This window comes from Aeromonas sp. S16(2024) (genome assembly GCF_041403065.1).
Taxonomy (GTDB): domain Bacteria; phylum Pseudomonadota; class Gammaproteobacteria; order Enterobacterales; family Aeromonadaceae; genus Aeromonas.
This window is the reverse complement of sequence record NZ_JBGLQX010000007.1, coordinates 112,745-130,582: the sequence shown is the minus strand read 5'-3', so window position 1 is coordinate 130,582 and position 17,838 is coordinate 112,745. Positions and strand designations below refer to the sequence as shown.

The following is a 17,838-nucleotide window of genomic DNA, read 5'->3' as shown; positions in this document are numbered from 1 at the left end:
TCTGGCAGGAGAGCAGGGCATCATTTCGCCTTCGCTAGTGCCTCCCGTCATGAGCGTCGGGAGAGCAGGGCATAATAGAGCAAGGGTATCACCACCAGGGTGAGCAAGGTGGAGACCAGGATCCCGAAAATCAGGCTGATGGCCAGTCCGTTGAAGATGGGGTCATCGAGGATAAACAGGGCACCTATCATGGCCGCCAGCGCCGTCAGCATGATGGGTTTGGCCCGCACCTGGGCCGCTTCGATCACCGCCAGCTCGAACGCCACTCCGGCGCTGCGCTGCTGTTCGATAAAGTCCACCAGCAGGATGCTGTTGCGCACTATGATCCCGGCCAGGGCTATCATCCCGATCATCGAGGTGGCGGTAAACTGGGCCCCCAGCAGGGCGTGACCCGGCATCACCCCTATGAGGGTGAGCGGAATGGGCGCCATGATGATGAGCGGCACCAGATAGGAGCGGAACTGGGCCACCACCAGCAGGTAGATGAGGATCATCCCCACCCCGTAGGCGATGCCCATATCGCGGAAGGTCTCGTAGGTGATCTTCCACTCCCCGTCCCACAACAGTGCCACCTCCCCCAATTTATCGGGCTGCTGCACGTAATATTGGGGCAGCGAGATGTCGGCACCGGCGGCAAACATGCCGTAGAGCGGGCTGTCGGTATGGCCACCCATGTCGGCCACCACCATCACCATGGGCTGCATGTTCTTGTGCATGATATAGCTGGGGGCCACCTCATCACGGCGGCTCACCAGCTCGGAGACCGGGATGAGCTGGCCGCTCTGGCTGCGCACCTTGAGGGCCAGCACACCCGCCAGATCCCGTTTGTCACCGGGGGCGAGTTCGATGCGAACAGGTACCGGATACTTGGCGCCGTGCCCCTGCAGCCAGCTGGCATCCTGATAACCCACCCCGCCATTGAGGGTGCTCACCAGTACCCCGAGATCGACCCCAAGCAGGGCCGCCTTGCTGCGATCCGCCACCAGCCGCCACTTGGGCTGCGGGTCGGTCAGATAGATATCCACATCCACCAGATCCGCGGTGGCCACGAAACGGGCCTGTACGGCGCGGGCAGCGGCTTCACGGGCAGCCGGTGTCGGGCCATACACTTCCGCGACTATGGGGGACCAGACCGGCGGGCCGGGGGGCACTTCCACCACCTTGAGGTTGCCCCCTGCCGCACTGGCGATGGCCTGCAGCGGCGTCCGTACCGACTGGGCAATCTGGTGACTGCTGCGATCCCGTTCATGCTTGTCCACCAGATTGACCTGAATATCCCCCACGTTGGCGCCGCTGCGGATAAAGTAGTGACGCACCAGGCCATTGAAGTTGATGGGGGCTGCGGTACCGGCGTAGATCTGGTAATCCTTCACCTCCTCCACCTTGGCAAGCTCCCGCCCCACCGCCAGCAGGGTGCGTTCGGTCTGCTCCAGGGTCGCCCCTTCCGGCATGTCGAGCACCAGCTGGAATTCCGACTTGTTGTCAAAGGGGAGCATCTTGAGCACTACCCACTGCACCACCGGCATGGCGGCGGCCGCCCCGACCAGCAGCAACACCACCAGCCAGAGCTTGTGTCTGGCGCGCTTGGCGCCGTCACCGATCAGGAAAGGGGTCATCAGCCGGTGAAAGAGACCCGCCTTGGCCTCGCCGTGGGCACCGTGTACCTCACCCTTGAGCAAATGGCTCGCCAGCCAGGGGGAGAAGATAAAGGCCACCAGCAGGGAGATAAGCATCCCCATACTGGCATTGATGGGGATGGGGCTCATGTAGGGGCCCATCAGGCCGCTGACAAAGGCCATCGGCAGCAGGGCCGCTATCACGGTCAGGGTCGCCAGTATGGTCGGCCCCCCCACCTCATCCACAGCCCCCGGAATGAGATCCCTGAGTGCCCCCTTGCCCAGGCCACGATGGCGGTGGATGTTCTCCACCACCACTATGGCGTCATCCACCAGAATGCCGATGGAGAAGATCAGCGCAAACAGCGACACCCGGTTGAGGGTAAAGCCCCATGCCCAGCTGGCAAACAGGGTCAGCGCCAGGGTGATGACGATGGCAACGCCCACCACCAGCGCCTCGCGCCAGCCCATGCTCACCAGCACCAGCAGCACCACCGCCGTGGTGGCAAAAATCAGCTTGCCGATGAGGGTGTTGGATTTGGTCTCAGCGGTGACGCCGTAGTCCCGGGTCACCGTCACCTCGACCCCGGCAGGGATGAGCCGATTTTTGAGACTCTCGACCCGCGCCTCCACCCGCTTGGCCACATCGACCGCGTTCTGGCCCGGCTGCTTGCCGATGGCCAGGGTCACCGCTGGATAACTGGCCTGCCCCAGCCCCATCCAGCTGCGCCTGGTCGGGGTCTCCTGACCTAGAGAAACACTGGCCACCTCCCCCAGATAGACCGGCTTGCCGTCGTGCAGCCCCACCACCAGCTCGCGGATCTGCTGCTCGCTTTGCAGGAACTGCCCCACCTGCACCTTGATCTCACTGTTGTCCTGCCAGATGGCCTGTGTCGTGCCCACCTGATTGGCGACGGCAAGCCGCTGGCTCAACTCGCCCCAGCTGATGCCGTGGGCGCTGAGGGCCGCCGGATCCGGCATAACCCGCAGTACGCTGCTCTGACTGCCCAGCGTGTAGATATCGCGGGTACCGGGAATGCGCTTGAGTTCGGTCTCCAGCTCATGGGCGACCCGGGTCAGCTCGGGGGCACCCAGCTGCTTGCTCCAGAGCGTCAGGCTGACGATGGGGACATCGTCGATCCCCCGGGGTTTCACCAGTGGCTGACCGACCCCGATCCCCTGTGGCAACCAGTCGCGGTGGGAGTCGAGCTGGTTGTTGAGATCGACGATGGCCTGCTCGCGGCTCACCCCCACCTTGAACACCACCACCAGCAGGGCACCATCGGGTTGAGAAAAAGAGTAGAGGGTATCAATCCCCTTTATCTGGGAGACTACCTGCTCGGCAGGTGTGGTCACGAGAGATTCCACTTCAGCCGGAGTGGCCCCCGGGAAGGGAATGTAGACATCGGCGAAGGTGACATCGATCTGCGGCTCCTCCTCCTTGGGGGTCACCAGCACCGCAAACAGGCCGAGCAAGAGCCCCACCAGCGCCAGCAGCGGGGTGATGGCCGAGCCCTGAAACAGCGCCGCCAGCCGACCCGCGGGCCCCAGCCTCTCCTTGTTGCCGTTCAGCTCGCTACTCATGGGCCAGCTCCTGCTGCTGTGCCCAGGCATCGGGGGCCAGCTTGTCGCCAGCTTGCAGCCCGGCCAGGATCTCGCACTGCCCCGCGATACAGCGGCCGACACGCACCGGCGTCAGGGCCCAGCCAGCGGGCTGCTGCAGATAGACACCGTCGAACTCCCCTTGCCGCAGCAGGGCGCGATCCGGCACTTGCAACACCTGACGCTCACCCTGCTTGAGCCGCACCTTGAGCCACATGCCGGGCAAGACTCCGGTGGTTTGTGGCGGCAAGTCGAGGCGCAACCTGAAGGCGTGGCTCTGGCTGTCGGCATAGTTGAAGCGGGTCAATTTGACCGGGATAACCCTCTTGCCATCGGGCAGCAGCACCTGCACATCCGCAGGCTCACGAGCAAGTGTCAGGGCGGATTGGGGCAACTCCACCTCCACCCGCAAGGTGTCGAGAGAGAAACCCGACAGCAGCGGGGTACCGGGGGCCACCGTCTCCCCCAGCTCCACCAGCCGTTTGGTCACCACTCCGGCGTAGGGGGCCAGAATGCGGGTATAGCCGTAGGTCTCGCGGGCCTGGGTGAGGGCCGCCTCGGCGGCATTGACCTCGGCGCGGGTGGCGCGATCGGTCGCCTGGGCATTGTCGAGCTGGGCGCGGGTGATCACCCCCTTGGCGATCAGCGCCTGAAAGCGGGCGAGCTGGCGCTCGGCTTCCACTTGCTGGGCCTGCGCCCGCGCCAGCCGCGCCTGCGCCCCCGTGACGGCGGCAAACTGCTCCTTGCCGCTGATCTCGAGCAGCGGCTGCCCCGCCTGCACCTCGTCGTTCACATCCACCAGCATGCGGGAGACCCGACCGCTGGTCTGGGCCGCCACCGTCCCCTGATTGATGGCACTGACGGTGCCATCCAGGGTGAGCCAGTCGGTCACCGGCTGTGGCGATACTGTCAACGAAGCCACTGTCAGCGGGGGCACAGGCCCCCCTTCTGCGGCCAGGGCCTGGGTGGATGTCATGGCCTGCGATGTCATCACCAGCAAGGTGATCCCCAGCAACCGGATCTTTTCCATCATCACTCTCCTTCCCTGGCGTCATCAGTCACTTCACGGGATCAGGCGGTATGGGACTGGCGAGCCTTGTTCCGTGCGCGCACCAGCACCCGGGCCAGCCCTCTGTCAAACAGCAGGATCCCGGCCACCATGGCCGCAATAAACAACAGTATCATGGGCTGACCGCTGGAGATGAGACTCACGGCTGGCCCCGGGCAGATGCCCACCAGCCCCCAGCCTATGCCAAACAGGGCGGCCCCGCCGATCAGACGGCGATCCAGCCTGGGGGCCGGTAGGGCGACGATGGGCTCCCCCAGCAGACTCTGGCGACGGGGTTTCACCAGCAGAAAATAACCCGGCATAAAGACCAGCAGGGCGCCCCCCATCACGAAGGCGAGGCTGGGATCCCAGGCCCCCGCCAGATCGAGAAAACCGGTGACCCGGGCGGGATCCATCATGCCGGAGATGGCCATCCCCAGCCCGAACAGCAGGCCCGCAAGCAAACTTGTCAGCAATCTCATGGCAATCAACCTGTCAGAAAATGTGGTGGGTGAAAAAGACGGTGATAAAGCCAACCGCCATAAAGGTCAGGGTAGCGACGATGGAGCGCGAGGAGAGCCGCCCCATGCCACAGATGCCGTGACCGCTGGTGCAGCCATTGCCAAGACGGGTACCGATGCCGACCAGCAGACCGGCCAGCAACACCACAGGCCAGCCGGGCAGGCTGGTGAATGCAGGCATGCTGGCCCAACCCAGGGTCAGTGCCAGCCAGGCACCCGCCCCCAGCCCCAGCAGAAACAGCACCCGCCAGGGCGCCCGGTGTTGCAGTGCGCCGGCCAGAATGCCGCTGATCCCGGCCACCCGGCCGTTGAATAACATCAGGATCAGGGCCGACAGCCCCGCCAGCATGCCGCCGCCCAAAGAGAGCAGCCATTGGCTTTCCATCATCAAGATTCCTTATTTTCTGAGTGACAAAAATGGGTTTGCAGCGCCGCCAGCACATCGGCGGCCGCCTCGCTCACCAGCGAGTAGTAGATCTGCTGTGAGACCTTGCGCGAACGGATAAGGCCATGGCGCTTCAATACCGAAAGTTGCTGGGAGAAGGCCGACTGCCCGAGCTCGCTGTGGGCCAACAGCTCCCCGACCCCCTTCTCCCCTCCCACCAGTTGGCAGAGCACCATCAGGCGCTCAGGGTGGGCCAACGCCTTGAGCAGGGAGGCGGCCGCCGTCGCGTGTCCGGTCATCTCGTCGAATGGGCTCATAAGCATAAATTAGCAATTGCTGATATTTAGTCTATTGTATAAATCAACACTAAATTAGCAACCACTAAATAACCAAAAAAGAGGAGAGACACATGACAGTCGATAACGGAGTCAGAGTGGTCGCAGGCTGCATCTTGCTGCTGTCGCTGCTGCTCACTGCCTGGGTCCACCCGGGCTTCGTCTGGCTGAGCGTCTTTGTCGGGGTCAACCTGATACAGAGTGCGTTCACCGGCTTCTGCCCCGCCGCCATGATCCTGCAGCGCATGGGCATAAAATAGCCCAGACCGGACGATGAAAACGAGGGAGCTTTGGCTCCCTCGTGGGAAAACCCCATTTTGTTTCAATATGTTGCTGTCGGCGGCCCAGGGTTTACCCCGGCGGCCGTATCGACTACCATGTCGCCTCTAATCAATAGCGGAGACCGTCGGTGGGCAACTCATCAAGTGACAGATCCACGCCGACTCCTGTCGTCGGCACCCTGGTCGCGAGCTAGCCGCAGAGTCCCTCTGCCGCAACTCGCAGCCCTGCGAGAAGCGGAAATCCACTCCCCTCTTCTCTTTTTACACTTGACGTCGGGTGACTCCTGGCCAACCGCCATGGGCGCCTTGCCTGCATAGTTTCTGCTTCCCACAAGGAGGCTGCTATGCGTTTGATATCAACCCAGTCTGTATCGACTCACCCCCTGCTGAACAAGCTGGGCCTTGGCATGTTGCCGCGCTGGCTGCGGGGCAAACGGCGCCAGCACCACTACCGGCTGCAGATCCGCTGCGAGGATCGCGCCGATCTGGAGCAGGTGCTGGAGATGGTGAGCCACACCCTGCAACCGGCCGGGCTGCACCCAATGCAGTCCATGACACCGGGCCGCAGCGGCGGGCGTGAGCTGGTGCTCAACCTGAAGTGCACCCCGCCCCAGCGCCGCTATCTGGTGCAGTTTGTCCATCAGGTCGGGGCCGCTCACCCGGTTCGCTGGGAACTGCGCCCTCGCGGTGGCGATCCCGGGCGCCCCTGACAGCGCCATGGCACGTTAACAAGGCTCAAGGGGTCATGCCGGCCCCTTGAGCAGTCAGCCCTGTCCTATGGGATGCACAGGGGACGCCCCGCACGCCGTGTTTCATTTTTTGCTGGCCATCCGCGCAATCATCCCCTGATCCATCCGCCACCCAGCGTTTCATCATGGATGGCGTGCAGCCATCACTCATCAGAAGGAGTACCTCATGAGAATGTGGCAACAACTCGATTTTCTCGCCCTGCTCGACACCCTGGCCAGCCTGCTGCTCGCCTTCGTGCTCGGCAGCCTGGTCGGGCTGGAGCGTCAGTACCGCCAGCGCACCGCCGGCCTTCGCACCAACGTGTTGGTCGCCGTGGGGGCGGCCCTGTTCGTCAACCTGGCCCAGCGTATCTATGACCTGCACGGTGGCAGCTATGGGGTGGTGCACGTGGTGGCCTATATCGTCTCCGGCATCGGCTTTCTCGGTGCCGGTGTCATCATGCGCGAATCGGGCAACATCCGCGGCATCAACACCGCCGCCACCCTCTGGGGCGTGGCGGCGGTGGGGGCCGCCAGCGGCGCCGGGTTCGCTCTGGAGGCGGTGCTCGGCGCGCTGTTTGTGCTGGCTGCCAACACCCTGCTGCGGCCCCTGGTCAATCAGATCAACCGTCATCCGGTGGACAACACCGACACCGAGGTGACCTACCGCGTCACGGCGCTGATCCGCCGCACTCATCAGAAGGAGGTGCTGCCCTGGCTGGAACAGAAGCTGGAGCAGGCCAACTACCCCCTGAGCGAGCTGGATATAGAGCCGTTCGGGGAGCAGGACATCGAGATCTCGGCTGTGCTGCTCGCCACCTCCATCGACGGCGACGAGCTGGACGCCCTGATGAAGACGCTGGGGGAGCATCCCCGCATCAAGCAGATCTTCTGGCGTGCCAGCACCACGGATTGAGCCCGCCGCCAACAGCAAAAAGCCCCGCCAGTATTGGCGGGGCTTTTTCATATGAGACGTGATGGGCGACTAGCGGCGGCTGCGCCAGCGCACCCTGGGGAGGATCACCTGGGCGGTCTGTGCTGGGGGATTGCCCGCGATCAGTTGCTGCATCAGCTCGAAGGCGGCCCGGGCCAGGGCCGGACAATCCTGGGCCACGGAGTCGATGCGCATGGGAATGCAGTCGAGCAGATCGTGATCGTCGAAGGTACAGAGCCGCATCCCTGTCTCCATCAGCCCCGCCTCGTTGAGGTAGCGCAGCACCCCTTCCAGCAGGGTGAAGGAGGCGGTGAAGAGCCCGCGGGGGGGCGCTCCCAGCTCCTCCACCAGCTCGGCCATCAGCTGATAACCCGAGCGCGGCTGATAGTCGCGATGGCGCACCCGTACGGCATCCGCCTCAAAGCCGGCGCGATGGAGCCCCAGCTCATAGCCCGCCAGCCGGTGGCGACTGGGGGAGAGATCCAGCAGGCCGCCGAAGTAGTAGATCTCCTCGTCGCAATCGATCGCCATGTCCTGCACCAGTTCGGCGGTCGCCTTGCAGGCGTCCGAAATGACCATGGGCAGGCGCGACTCGCCGATGTGGCGGTCGAGTTGCACCACCGGCAGGCGGTCGTGAATGCGGGCATAGATGTCGTCGCTGTGACCACTGGAGGCGACGATGAGGCCATCCACCTGACGGCTGATGAGGTTGTCCACCACCCGCTGCTCCAGAGTGGGGTCATCCTCGGAGCAGGCAATGAGCAGCTGGATCCCCGCCTCCCGGCAGTGGGCCTCGAGGGCGCGCGCTATGCTGGCAAACCCGAAGTTGGTGAGATCGGGGATCACCAGCCCCCAGGTGTAGCTGCGGGTCTCGCGCAGGGAGCGGGCATGAAAGCTCGGCTGGTAGTGGCACTCATCCGCCACCGCCTGGATCCGCTTGCGGGTATCGTCGGCAATCCTGTACTCCGCACTCTTGCCGTTAAGCACCAGACTGGCGGTCGCCTTGGACACCCCCGCCAGTTCGGCTATCTGGGCAATAGTGATCCGTTTCTTCTTCTCCACCTGGCCTCCCGGCTGACTAGCACCGGGCTATTGTACTAGGCAGGCCGCCAGCGGCCAGTGATCGAGGCAAATTTTGCTGCCATCACCGTCACAACGTGCGGAAAGTACTGGATTTTCACCGGGGAAGTAGCGGGTAGACAGGCTCTGGCGACCGCCATCGACGAAACACTCCAGGCTGGAGCGATCGCACAGGACGGTGATCTTGCCGCCAAGCCAGGGGCAGCATCGCTCCTCCCACTCCCCGCTCTGCCAGTTCTGGCGCCGAAGTGTGATGCGTCCCGGCTGCCACACCAGCTCGGCCAGGGCGCCGAACCCGAGACGACCCTCACCGCAGAGATCCAGATCGAGCCAGGCCGAGTCGATGGCCAGGCTCGGCAGCTCGCCCACTGCCCCCTCGAAGCGGGTCTGCTCCCCTTTCAGGGCCTCGATCTCCGCCACCGGCCGCTGGCAGAGCCAGTCGTCCTGCCAGAAGAGCTCCCGCGGGCAGCTCATCTGATGGATCCAGCCATAGGGGATGGTGGGCTGGCTCATCTCGTTCTCCTCCGGCAGCCCCAGCCAGCCGAACAAGAGCCGCCGCCCCTGACTGTCCTGGGTGGTCTGCGGCGCATAGAACTCGAAGCCCCTGTCCAGCTCGTGGAAGGCCCCGTGCTCGAACTGCTCGCCATCAAAGCTGCCCGCCAGCCAGCCGCACTGATAGAGGTTGCGATAATCCTCTCCCACCGGGGCAATCCCCTGCGGGCAGCAGATCAGCAGGTGGCGATCCCCTAGCGGGAAGAGGTCCGGGCACTCCCACATATAGCCAAAGTCCCCGAGACCGCCGCGCCCGCTGCCAGCGATGGGGCCCACCAGTTGCCACTCCTCCAGCGTCTGGCCGCGATAGAGCAGCACCTCGCCCCGATCGTCCAGGGTGCGGGCCCCCAGCACCATCAGCCACTGCTGGCCGTCCTGCCACACCTTGGGGTCGCGCACATGGCCGCTGTAGCCTTGCGGCAGCTCCAGCACGGGGCCCAGCTTGTCGAAGCCGCCCTCACCGTCGGAGCGGGCAAGGCACTGGTAAGCGGTGCGGCTGCCGTCCGGGTATTTGACGTTGCCGGTGTAGATGAGGGTCAGGCGCCCCTGCTCGTCGCTCACCGCCGAGCCGGAATAGCAGCCGTGGCTCTCATAGGCCTCGGTGGGCAACAGCGCCACCGGCTCGTGCTGCCAGTGCAGCAGATCGGTGGAGGTGACGTGACCCCAGCCCTTGTTGCTGTGCTCGCAGCCAAGCGGATTCCACTGGTAGAAGAGGTGGTAGCGCCCGTCGTGTTCGATAAAGCCGTTGGGGTCATTGAGCAGCCCCACCGGGGCTGCCAGGTGCCAGCGGGGCCGATGGGGATCGGCCGCCGCCTTGAGCTGTCCGGCCAGCAGTGACCGGACAATCTGGTTGAGAAGATGGCTTTCCTTCATCACTCCACCTTGTACTTGAGCAGGTAGGAGGCGGCGAAGGCGGCACCGAAGGCGATCACCAGCCCGATGACGTAGTGGATGAGGCTCATGGGCTGGACTATGGCCATGCCGGGAATACCGGTCAGCCCTACCGCCGTCATCCCCACCTTGGCCGCCACCACGTAGGCGCCGCCGCAGGCCCCGCCAAACAGACCGGCGAGGAAGGGTTTGATGTAGCGCAGGTTGACGCCAAAGATCGCCGCTTCTGTGATGCCGAGCAGGCAGGACATGGCCGCCGGCACGGTAATGGCCTTGATCTTCACATCCCGGGTCTTGAAGTAGACAGCCAGGCAGGCCCCGCCCTGCGCCACGTTGGCCATGGCCCAGATGGGCAGCAGGAAGTTGACCCCGATCTGCGGGTTGGTGAGCAGCCCCGCCTCGATAGCGTGGAAGCTGTGGTGGATGCCGGTGATGACGATAAGGGAATAAGTCCCGCCGAACACCAGACCTGCCAGCCAGCCCGCCTGCTCATAGAGGGCGCTCAGACCGAACGAGATGCCATCCCCCAGCACCCGACCCGCCGGGCCGATAAAGAGCAGCGCCACGAAACCGGTGATGATGACGGTGAGAAACGGCGTGAGGATCAGATCCAGGGCATCCGGGATGCGCTTGCGCAGCTGTTTCTCCAGGTGGGACATGAACCAGACCGCCAGTAGCACCGGGAAGACGGTGCCCTGATAGCCGATCATCGCCACATCGAGCCCGAAGAAGTCCATGGTCTTGAAGCCGCCCGCCACGCCCCAGGCGTTGGTCAGCGCCGGATGGGTGAGAATGCCCCCGAGGGTCGCCCCCAGATACGGATTGCCGCCAAACTCCCGCGCCGCCGTAAAGCCGATCAGGATCGGCAGTATGATAAAGGCCGCCGAGCTGAACATGTCGAGCATGACGAACAGCGCGCTGTCGGCATTGACCCAACCGTAGGTGCGCACCATGCCGAGCAGCCCCATCAGCAGGCCGGACGCGACTATGGCCGGAATGATCGGCACGAAGATGTTGGAGAGCGTCCGCGCCAGGCGCTGGGCCACATTGAGCTTGGCCGCCGCCATGTCGGTCAGCTCCGCCTTGCTGGCGGTGCCTGTGCCGGTCAACACCACAAACTCCGCATAGACCTTGTTGACCAGACCTGTGCCGAAGATCACCTGAATTTGACCGGCGTTGCTAAAGCACCCCTTGACCCCCTCCAGCTTGTCGATGGCGGCCTTGTTCACCTTGCTGTCGTCCGCCAGCACCAGCCGCAGCCGGGTGGCACAGTGGGCGGCGCTGACGATGTTCTCCTTGCCCCCGAGCAGGGGCACCAGATCCTTGGCTATCGCACTGATATTCATAATCTTCCTCTTATGACCCGCCAGCTGGCGGGCCCTTGTCACATGAGAGTAGGGGCTGTTGAGCTGCGGTTCTAGCCGTAGATCAACGGCCGCTTGCGCCTGATCGCAAAAATTCATCCAATTCGGTGCGGGTGGGTAGCGCCGTCATGGCCCCCTTGGCGGTGGTGGCGAGCGCTCCGCAGCCGTGGGCCTGAGCCAGGATGGCGGGCAGCTCGGCCAGGGTCGGCAGCGACGAACGCCCGGCCAGCGCAGCCAGCAGCCCGGCGACGAAGGCATCCCCCGCCCCCGTGGTGTCGAGGGGGGTCACCTTGGGCCCCATCCACTCCAGCAGCTCGCCACCCAAACGGGCCACCACACCGGCCGCCCCCCGGGTCACCAGCACCAGGGCGGGCCCTTGTATGGTGGCAAGCCCTGCGGCCAGATCGTCCAGACCGCTCAGCAGTTGCAGCTCCTCCACCGAGAGCTTGACCACGTCCGCGAGAGCCATGGCCGCGCTTACCTGCGGCAGCATCTCGGCGGGATTGCCCCACACCTCGGGCCTCAAGTTGGGGTCGAAACAGACCCGTCCCCCGACCGCCTTGATGGCGGCCATGGCTTGCAGGCAGCTGCCGCGTACCGGTTCGTTGGCGAGCGCGATGGAGCAGGTGAGCAACCACTGCCCTGCCTCGAAGCGGGGCAAGTCAGCCGGTTCGAGGAACTGGTCGGCACTGGGGCGCACCATAAAGGTGAAGCTGCGCTCCCCCTCTTCATCCAGTTCCACCAGCACTGTGCTGGTGCGGTGGGCCGGATCCTGGATCAGGTGGCGAATGTCGACGCCCTCGGCCACCAGGGTATCGGCCATAAAGCGGCCGAAGGGATCGGCGCCGACCCGGCCGATAAAGGCCGACTCACCGCCAAGCCGGGCCACCCCCACCGCCACGTTGGCGGGCGCGCCCCCCGGACACTTGAGGTAGTGCTCCTTCCCTTCCGGGATAAGATCCACCACCGCATCCCCCATTACCCACACACGATTCGTCACCTTGCTACTCCACTGCTGCACAGGATTTGCCAGAGCCGGGCTCTGATCTCTTGGTCGGCATTATCAGCTAAACCGTTTTAGCTAACCAACAGATCCCGGCGTCGGCTGCCATTTTTGTGATCGGGATAACGAACTAGAACCAGGTTTCCATCTGCACGCCAAAGTTCCACTCGCCACCGGCGGTGAAATCGCTCTGGCCCATGGCGTCGTCGCTGGCGTAGTTGTCGAGCTCGGAGGACCAGTCCATCCAGGTGGCGAATACCCGCAGCTCGGGCCGCTCGAAGAAGCCAGCGGTCTGCGCCTTGAAGGTGGGGGCGAAGGTGAGCTTGGTGAAGTTGCCGCTCACCGCCTGACGCCCCTTGTAGCCCTTGGGATCCAAGTCCATGTACTGCCAGGCGGCCTCGTAGACCAGCTCGACGTTCTGGCTCAGCACCTGGGCCACCCGGGTGTTGAAGGTCAGCCACTGATACTCGTCCCCCTTCACGTAGCGATCCTGGCTCTGCTCCGCCAGCAGGGCCGGTGCGACACGCCAGCGCGGGCTGAGATCCGTGGCGCCAAACACGGCGACCCGCACCGCGTCGGCGTCCGGCAGCAGCTCGCTGTCGGAGCCCAGCCCCTTGAGCTCGGCCCCCAGGCCATGGCCGTAGAGCACGGCGGCCTTGGAGAAGCCGGGGTTGATGCCAAAGAAGCTGTCCGCGTGGTAGGCCACCAGGGTGTGCGCCCCCTTGTCCGCCGCCTCGCTGCCAACGCCGCCGTCGTTGATGCGCGCCTCGTTGTCATTGGCCGAGAGGCCGTTCAGCATCCACTGCCAGTTGCCGACGCGATTGTTCATGGTGAGGATGTAGCTCTCTATGTCCGACAGGCCGCTCTCGCTGATGTCGCCGTAGTCGCGGCCATAGAGGGAGAAGTTCGCCTTCCAGCTGTCGGCCAGCTGCACGTCGTAGACGCCACCACCTGTCCCGGCCAGGAAGACCACGTCGGAGTCGAGCCAGTGGATATCGAAGTTGTCGCGATCGAAGCGCTTGCCCGCCCAGAGCACCGAGTGCTGGAAGGGGCCGCTGAAGCTCGCCAGGTCGCCGATCTCGGCAAACACCTGACGGGTGTTGAGGCTGGAATCGCTGGCGGTCCAGTCGTTGCTGGTCTCCACCCCGTCCGCCAGCATCAGCTTGTAGCGGGCCCAGCTGCCATCATCAAACGTCTGGGTCTTCAGCAGGTTGGCCTCCATGTAGGTGTCATCCTCGTTGCCAAGGCGACCGACAGCCCCGCCCACAGAGCCGGCCGGGGTGATGTAGGGGCCGCCGCGCCCGCCGTTGCCATTGCCGTTGACCAGAAGGCCGGAGCGGGCGTAGCCGTGAAACTCGAAGCCCTGGGCCCCGGCGGTCTGCTTGTCCACCTTCTCGCTCTGGGCCTTGGCCACCACGGCTGTCTCCCGGGCCTCGCTCGCCTTGCTCTCGGCCTCATCTGCCCGCGCTTCGGCGGCGGTGGCACGCGCCTCAGCCGCCTGCACCCGCGCCTCCAGCGCCGCCAGACGGGCTTCGATACCGCCCTCGGCCGCCCACAGCGGGCTGCTCATCCCCAATCCCAGCGCCACCGCCAGCGCCAACTTGCTCTTGAACATCGTCATCTTCCTCACCTGTCATCTGCCGCCCGTCCGGGCGCTGTTGTTATGGACGAGCAGAGAATAGCTAAACCGCTTTAGCTAACTCAATATGCTAGCTAAACCGTTTCAGCCACTTGTGATCAGGGTAACGTTTGCACAGGAAAAACCGCCGGGAGTTGTGAGGAGGATCCCTCATCGGGATCCACTCAATAGGGCGGATCCGAGGGCAAATGGCAGGCAAAAAAAGAGCCGGCACTGAAGGCCGGCTTGGGTCACGCGGGTCGCGGTTACTTGGTCAGGTCGTCGAAGAAGCGTTTCACCCCTTCGAAGAAGCCTTCGGATTTCGGCTTGTGGGTCTTGGCGGCGGCACCGCTGAAGGACTCGTCCAGCTGGCGCAGCAGATCTTTCTGGGTCTCGGTCAGCTTGACCGGGGTCTCGATCACCACCTTGCACATCAGATCCCCCACCTGGCCGGAGCGCACGGACTTGACCCCCTTGCCCCGCAGGCGGAACAGCTTGCCGGTCTGGGTTTCCGCCGTGACCTTGAGCTTGACCCGGCCATCCAGGGTCGGCACTTCGATCTCGCCGCCGAGCGCCGCCGTGGTGAAGCTGATGGGCACCTCGCAGTAGAGATCGTTGCCGTCACGCACGAAGATCTCGTGCTCCTTGACGTGGACCTGTACGTAGAGATCGCCTGCCGGTGCGCCGGCCTCCCCCGCTTCCCCTTCGCCGGAGAGACGGATGCGATCGCCGGTATCGACGCCCGCCGGGATCTTCACCGACAAGGTCTTGGTCTTCTGGTAGCGCCCTTCCCCATGGCACTTGCGGCACGGATCCTTGATGATCTTGCCGCGACCGTGACAGTGGGGGCAGGCCTGCTGCACCGCGAAGAAGCCCTGGCGCATCTGCACCTGACCGGAGCCGTGGCAGGTCGGGCAGGTATGGGCCTGGCTGCCGGTGTGGGCACCGGACCCGTTGCAGACCTCGCAATGGACCTGGGTCGGTATCTTGATCTCCTTGGAGACCCCGCGCACCGCCTCTTCCAGGGTCAGCTCCATGTTGTAGCGCAGGTCGGAGCCACGGGCCGGGCCGCGACGACCACCGCCACGACCGCCGAAGATGTCACCAAACACATCGCCGAAGATGTCACCGAAATCGGCACCACCGCCGTGGCCGCCGCCCTGGCTCTGATCCACGCCGGCATGACCGTACTGGTCATAGCGGGCACGCAGGTTCTCGTCGGTCAGGACCTCGTAGGCTTCCTTGACCTCTTTGAACTTCTCTTCCGATGCGGCATCACCCTGATTGCGATCCGGGTGATACTTCATCGCCAGACGCTTGTACGCCTTCTTGATCTCGCGCTCGTCGGCACCTTTCGATACCCCGAGCACTTCGTAGAAATCGCGCTTCGACATACTCATCCTGTTCTACTTAAGCCGTTATGCAGACGGGCGTTGGTTACCCAACGCCCGTAAATTCATTGACGAATCTGCTCACACTCTTACTACGAAGCCGTGATCAAGGCTCATGTGCTGCTCGGAATCCTCATGTATTCACATACACTCCGGTTCCTGCGCTGCTCTTTACCTTGCTGACGGCCTCTCGCGACAGACCGCGAACAGATTCTGAGCCGATGGGCAGAGTCTGCTCTGCCCATCTGGGTTGGGCTTATTTCTTGTCGTCTTTCACTTCTTCGAACTCGGCGTCGACCACGTCGTCGTCAGCCTTGGCGGAAGAAGAGGAGTGACCGGCCTCGGCACCGGCGCCTTGCGCCTGAGCCTGCTGCTGGGCAATCTCCATCAGCTTCTGGGACGCTTCCATCAGGGCCTGTTGCTTGGCTTCGATGGCAGCCTTGTCGTCACCCTTGATGGCAGCTTCCAGCTCGGACAGTGCAGTCTCGATCTTGGTCTTGTCATCGCTTGGCAGGGCGTCACCGGCTTCGGTCACCTGCTTGCGTACCGAGTGGACCAGACCGTCAGCCTGGTTGCGGGTCTGCACCAGCTCTTCGAACTTCTTGTCTTCCGCCGCGTTGGCTTCCGCCTCGCGTACCATGCGTTCGATCTCTTCGTCAGACAGACCGGAAGAAGCCTGGATGGTGATCTTCTGCTCCTTGTTGGTCTCCTTGTCTTTCGCAGAGACGTGCAGGATACCGTTGGCGTCGATGTCGAAGGTCACTTCGATCTGCGGCAGACCACGCGGTGCCGGACGGATGCCTTCCAGGTTGAACTGGCCCAGGGACTTGTTGTCGCTGGCGCGCTTGCGCTCACCCTGCAGCACGTGAATGGTCACGGCAGACTGGTTGTCTTCGGCAGTGGAGAACACCTGGGACTTCTTGGTCGGAATGGTGGTGTTCTTCTCGATCAGCGCAGTCATCACGCTGCCCATGGTCTCGATACCCAGCGACAGCGGGGTCACGTCCAGCAGCAGTACGTCGGTCTTGTCACCGGACAGTACGGCACCCTGGATGGCGGCCCCCATGGCCACGGCTTCGTCCGGGTTGACGTCTTTGCGCGGCTCTTTGCCAAAGAAGTCGGCAACGGTCTTCTGAACCAGCGGCATACGGGTCTGACCGCCCACCAGGATGACGTCGTCGATCTCGCCAACCGCCAGACCGGAGTCTTTCAGGGCGACACGGACCGGCTCCAGGGAGTCTTTCACCATGTCTTCCACCAGGGATTCCAGCTTGGCGCGGGTCACCTTGATGTTCATGTGCTTCGGACCTGTGGCATCTGCAGTGATGTACGGCAGGTTCACGTCGGTCTGCTGGGCGGAAGAGAGCTCGATCTTGGCCTTCTCGGCGGCATCTTTCAGACGCTGCAGAGCCAGCTGGTCGTTGCGCAGGTCGATGCCCTGCTCGCGCTTGAACTCTTCAACCAGGTAGTTGATGACGCGGTTGTCGAAGTCTTCACCACCCAGGTGGGTGTTACCGTTGGTCGCCAGTACTTCGAAGGTGGTTTCGCCTTCCACTTCGTCGATCTCGATGATGGAGATGTCGAAGGTACCACCACCCAGGTCATACACGGCAACCTTGCGCTCGCCCTTGACCTTGTTCACGCCATAGGCGAAGGCCGCGGCAGTCGGTTCGTTGATGATGCGTTTTACATCCAGACCGGCGATGCGACCGGCATCCTTGGTGGCCTGACGCTGGGCGTCGTTGAAGTAGGCCGGTACTGTGATGACGGCTTCGGTCACCGGCTCGCCCAGGTAATCCTCGGCGGTCTTCTTCATCTTCTTCAGCACTTCGGCAGAGATCTGCGGCGGTGCCATCTTCTTGCCTTTGACTTCTACCCAGGCGTCACCGTTGTCAGCCTTGGCGATGGCGTACGGCATGATCTTCAGATCGCGCTGTACTTCTTCATCTTCGAAACGACGACCGATCAGACGCTTGATGGCGAACAGCGTGTTCTTCGGGTTGGTGATGGCTTGGCGCTTGGCCGGCTGACCAACCAGGATTTCGCCGTCATCGGCATAGGCAATGATGGACGGAGTAGTACGGTCGCCTTCCGCGTTCTCGATCACGCGAGCATGGTCGCCATCCAGAATAGCAACGCAGGAGTTGGTAGTACCCAGGTCAATACCGATGATTTTACCCATTTGACGAATCTCCAAATACTTTGAATAAACTGGCGAGGGGCTCGCCTTAAATACGTTAACGGCTAGGTGGGGCCTGACACTGTGGCTTTCAAGCACCCGACATCAAATTCTTTCCGTGTCACTCAAGTTTCCATGCCACTGAAATCAGATGCCGCCGTGGCCTTGCCACCTATATGGGGTCTCAAGCCGACGCTTCAAGCCCTGACCTTAAAAAACCGCGCATTCTTGCCCCTTGGGCGCAAGAGTGCTTGCCAAATGGCGCCAATACATATCCTGATGGCGCCGCTACCAATAAAAAGCCCGCCGA

At 63.4% G+C, this 17,838-nt stretch carries 15 protein-coding genes; 3 read left to right on the top strand and 12 right to left on the bottom strand.

The window, feature by feature from the left end:
- Positions 1 to 47: 47 nt before the first annotated feature.
- Genes ACB030_RS07435 through ACB030_RS07415 form a run of 5 tightly spaced genes read right to left on the bottom strand, consistent with a single transcriptional unit; the run spans position 48 to position 5,489 of the window.
- Positions 48 to 3,200: an efflux RND transporter permease subunit gene (locus ACB030_RS07435; RefSeq protein WP_371158824.1), complete on the bottom strand. Its 3,153-nt coding sequence runs from the start codon at positions 3,198 to 3,200 to the stop codon at positions 48 to 50.
- Complete coding sequence (locus ACB030_RS07430; RefSeq protein WP_371158861.1) at positions 3,193 to 4,248, bottom strand: efflux RND transporter periplasmic adaptor subunit; 1,056 nt, start codon at positions 4,246 to 4,248, stop codon at positions 3,193 to 3,195. The genes ACB030_RS07435 and ACB030_RS07430 overlap by 8 nt, the downstream gene beginning before the upstream one ends.
- Positions 4,249 to 4,289: 41 nt before the next feature.
- Positions 4,290 to 4,748 carry a DUF6691 family protein gene (locus ACB030_RS07425; protein WP_371158823.1) on the bottom strand — a complete coding sequence of 153 codons (459 nt, stop codon included), beginning with the start codon at positions 4,746 to 4,748 and terminating at the stop codon, positions 4,290 to 4,292.
- A gap of 13 nt (positions 4,749 to 4,761) precedes the next feature.
- Entirely contained in the window at positions 4,762 to 5,175 is a 414-nt protein-coding gene (locus ACB030_RS07420) for a YeeE/YedE family protein (RefSeq protein WP_371158822.1), read from the bottom strand.
- The gene (locus ACB030_RS07415) at positions 5,175 to 5,489 is read right to left on the bottom strand and encodes an ArsR/SmtB family transcription factor (protein ID WP_371158821.1); all 315 of its coding nucleotides are present in this window, start codon (positions 5,487 to 5,489) and stop codon (positions 5,175 to 5,177) included. The genes ACB030_RS07420 and ACB030_RS07415 overlap by 1 nt, the downstream gene beginning before the upstream one ends.
- Before the next feature lie 92 nt (positions 5,490 to 5,581).
- On the opposite strand from ACB030_RS07415, the gene ACB030_RS07410 reads away from it, so the two are divergent.
- The 3 genes from ACB030_RS07410 to ACB030_RS07400 all read left to right on the top strand — a co-directional run bounded on the left by ACB030_RS07410 (position 5,582) and on the right by ACB030_RS07400 (position 7,432).
- The gene (locus ACB030_RS07410) at positions 5,582 to 5,767 is read left to right on the top strand and encodes a DUF2892 domain-containing protein (protein WP_371158820.1); all 186 of its coding nucleotides are present in this window, start codon (positions 5,582 to 5,584) and stop codon (positions 5,765 to 5,767) included.
- A gap of 365 nt (positions 5,768 to 6,132) precedes the next feature.
- Positions 6,133 to 6,498, top strand: coding sequence for a hypothetical protein (locus ACB030_RS07405; protein ID WP_371158819.1), 366 nt, complete (start codon positions 6,133 to 6,135; stop codon positions 6,496 to 6,498).
- Positions 6,499 to 6,703: 205 nt separating this feature from the next.
- Positions 6,704 to 7,432 (top strand): MgtC/SapB family protein, encoded by a 729-nt coding sequence (locus ACB030_RS07400; protein ID WP_371158818.1) that lies wholly within the window; start codon positions 6,704 to 6,706, stop codon positions 7,430 to 7,432.
- A 69-nt stretch (positions 7,433 to 7,501) separates the two neighbouring features.
- On the opposite strand, the gene ACB030_RS07395 is transcribed toward ACB030_RS07400, so the two are convergent.
- The 7 genes from ACB030_RS07395 to dnaK all read right to left on the bottom strand — a co-directional run bounded on the left by ACB030_RS07395 (position 7,502) and on the right by dnaK (position 17,531).
- Entirely contained in the window at positions 7,502 to 8,512 is a 1,011-nt protein-coding gene (locus ACB030_RS07395) for a substrate-binding domain-containing protein (protein ID WP_111910207.1), read from the bottom strand.
- Between the two features lie 27 nt (positions 8,513 to 8,539).
- Positions 8,540 to 9,955 (bottom strand): glycoside hydrolase family 32 protein, encoded by a 1,416-nt coding sequence (locus tag ACB030_RS07390; RefSeq protein WP_371158817.1) that lies wholly within the window; start codon positions 9,953 to 9,955, stop codon positions 8,540 to 8,542.
- Positions 9,955 to 11,319 carry a sucrose-specific PTS transporter subunit IIBC gene (locus tag ACB030_RS07385; protein ID WP_371158816.1) on the bottom strand — a complete coding sequence of 455 codons (1,365 nt, stop codon included), beginning with the start codon at positions 11,317 to 11,319 and terminating at the stop codon, positions 9,955 to 9,957. Before ACB030_RS07385 ends, ACB030_RS07390 begins: the two co-directional genes overlap by 1 nt.
- A gap of 82 nt (positions 11,320 to 11,401) precedes the next feature.
- Complete coding sequence (locus ACB030_RS07380; RefSeq protein ID WP_371158815.1) at positions 11,402 to 12,358, bottom strand: aminoimidazole riboside kinase; 957 nt, start codon at positions 12,356 to 12,358, stop codon at positions 11,402 to 11,404.
- A 112-nt stretch (positions 12,359 to 12,470) separates the two neighbouring features.
- Entirely contained in the window at positions 12,471 to 13,961 is a 1,491-nt protein-coding gene (locus ACB030_RS07375; protein WP_371158814.1) for a carbohydrate porin, read from the bottom strand.
- 263 nt (positions 13,962 to 14,224) lie between these two features.
- The gene (gene dnaJ / locus ACB030_RS07370; RefSeq protein ID WP_042649830.1) at positions 14,225 to 15,352 is read right to left on the bottom strand and encodes a molecular chaperone DnaJ; all 1,128 of its coding nucleotides are present in this window, start codon (positions 15,350 to 15,352) and stop codon (positions 14,225 to 14,227) included.
- A gap of 253 nt (positions 15,353 to 15,605) precedes the next feature.
- Entirely contained in the window at positions 15,606 to 17,531 is a 1,926-nt protein-coding gene (dnaK, locus tag ACB030_RS07365) for a molecular chaperone DnaK (protein ID WP_371158813.1), read from the bottom strand.
- Positions 17,532 to 17,838: the final 307 nt, after the last annotated feature.

Bases quoted from the DNA above. Each gene is read 5' to 3' on its own strand.
- ACB030_RS07435 (WP_371158824.1), bottom strand. From the start codon at position 3,200: ATGAGTAGCGAGCTGAACGGCAACAAGGAGAGGCTGGGGCCCGCGGGT.
- ACB030_RS07430 (WP_371158861.1), bottom strand. From the start codon at position 4,248: ATGGAAAAGATCCGGTTGCTGGGGATCACCTTGCTGGTGATGACATCG.
- ACB030_RS07425 (WP_371158823.1), bottom strand. From the start codon at position 4,748: ATGAGATTGCTGACAAGTTTGCTTGCGGGCCTGCTGTTCGGGCTGGGG.
- ACB030_RS07420 (WP_371158822.1), bottom strand. From the start codon at position 5,175: ATGATGGAAAGCCAATGGCTGCTCTCTTTGGGCGGCGGCATGCTGGCG.
- ACB030_RS07415 (WP_371158821.1), bottom strand. From the start codon at position 5,489: ATGAGCCCATTCGACGAGATGACCGGACACGCGACGGCGGCCGCCTCC.
- ACB030_RS07410 (WP_371158820.1), top strand. From the start codon at position 5,582: ATGACAGTCGATAACGGAGTCAGAGTGGTCGCAGGCTGCATCTTGCTG.
- ACB030_RS07405 (WP_371158819.1), top strand. From the start codon at position 6,133: ATGCGTTTGATATCAACCCAGTCTGTATCGACTCACCCCCTGCTGAAC.
- ACB030_RS07400 (WP_371158818.1), top strand. From the start codon at position 6,704: ATGAGAATGTGGCAACAACTCGATTTTCTCGCCCTGCTCGACACCCTG.
- ACB030_RS07390 (WP_371158817.1), bottom strand. From the start codon at position 9,955: ATGAAGGAAAGCCATCTTCTCAACCAGATTGTCCGGTCACTGCTGGCC.
- ACB030_RS07385 (WP_371158816.1), bottom strand. From the start codon at position 11,319: ATGAATATCAGTGCGATAGCCAAGGATCTGGTGCCCCTGCTCGGGGGC.
- ACB030_RS07375 (WP_371158814.1), bottom strand. From the start codon at position 13,961: ATGACGATGTTCAAGAGCAAGTTGGCGCTGGCGGTGGCGCTGGGATTG.
- dnaJ (WP_042649830.1), bottom strand. From the start codon at position 15,352: ATGTCGAAGCGCGATTTCTACGAAGTGCTCGGGGTATCGAAAGGTGCC.
- dnaK (WP_371158813.1), bottom strand. From the start codon at position 17,531: ATGGGTAAAATCATCGGTATTGACCTGGGTACTACCAACTCCTGCGTT.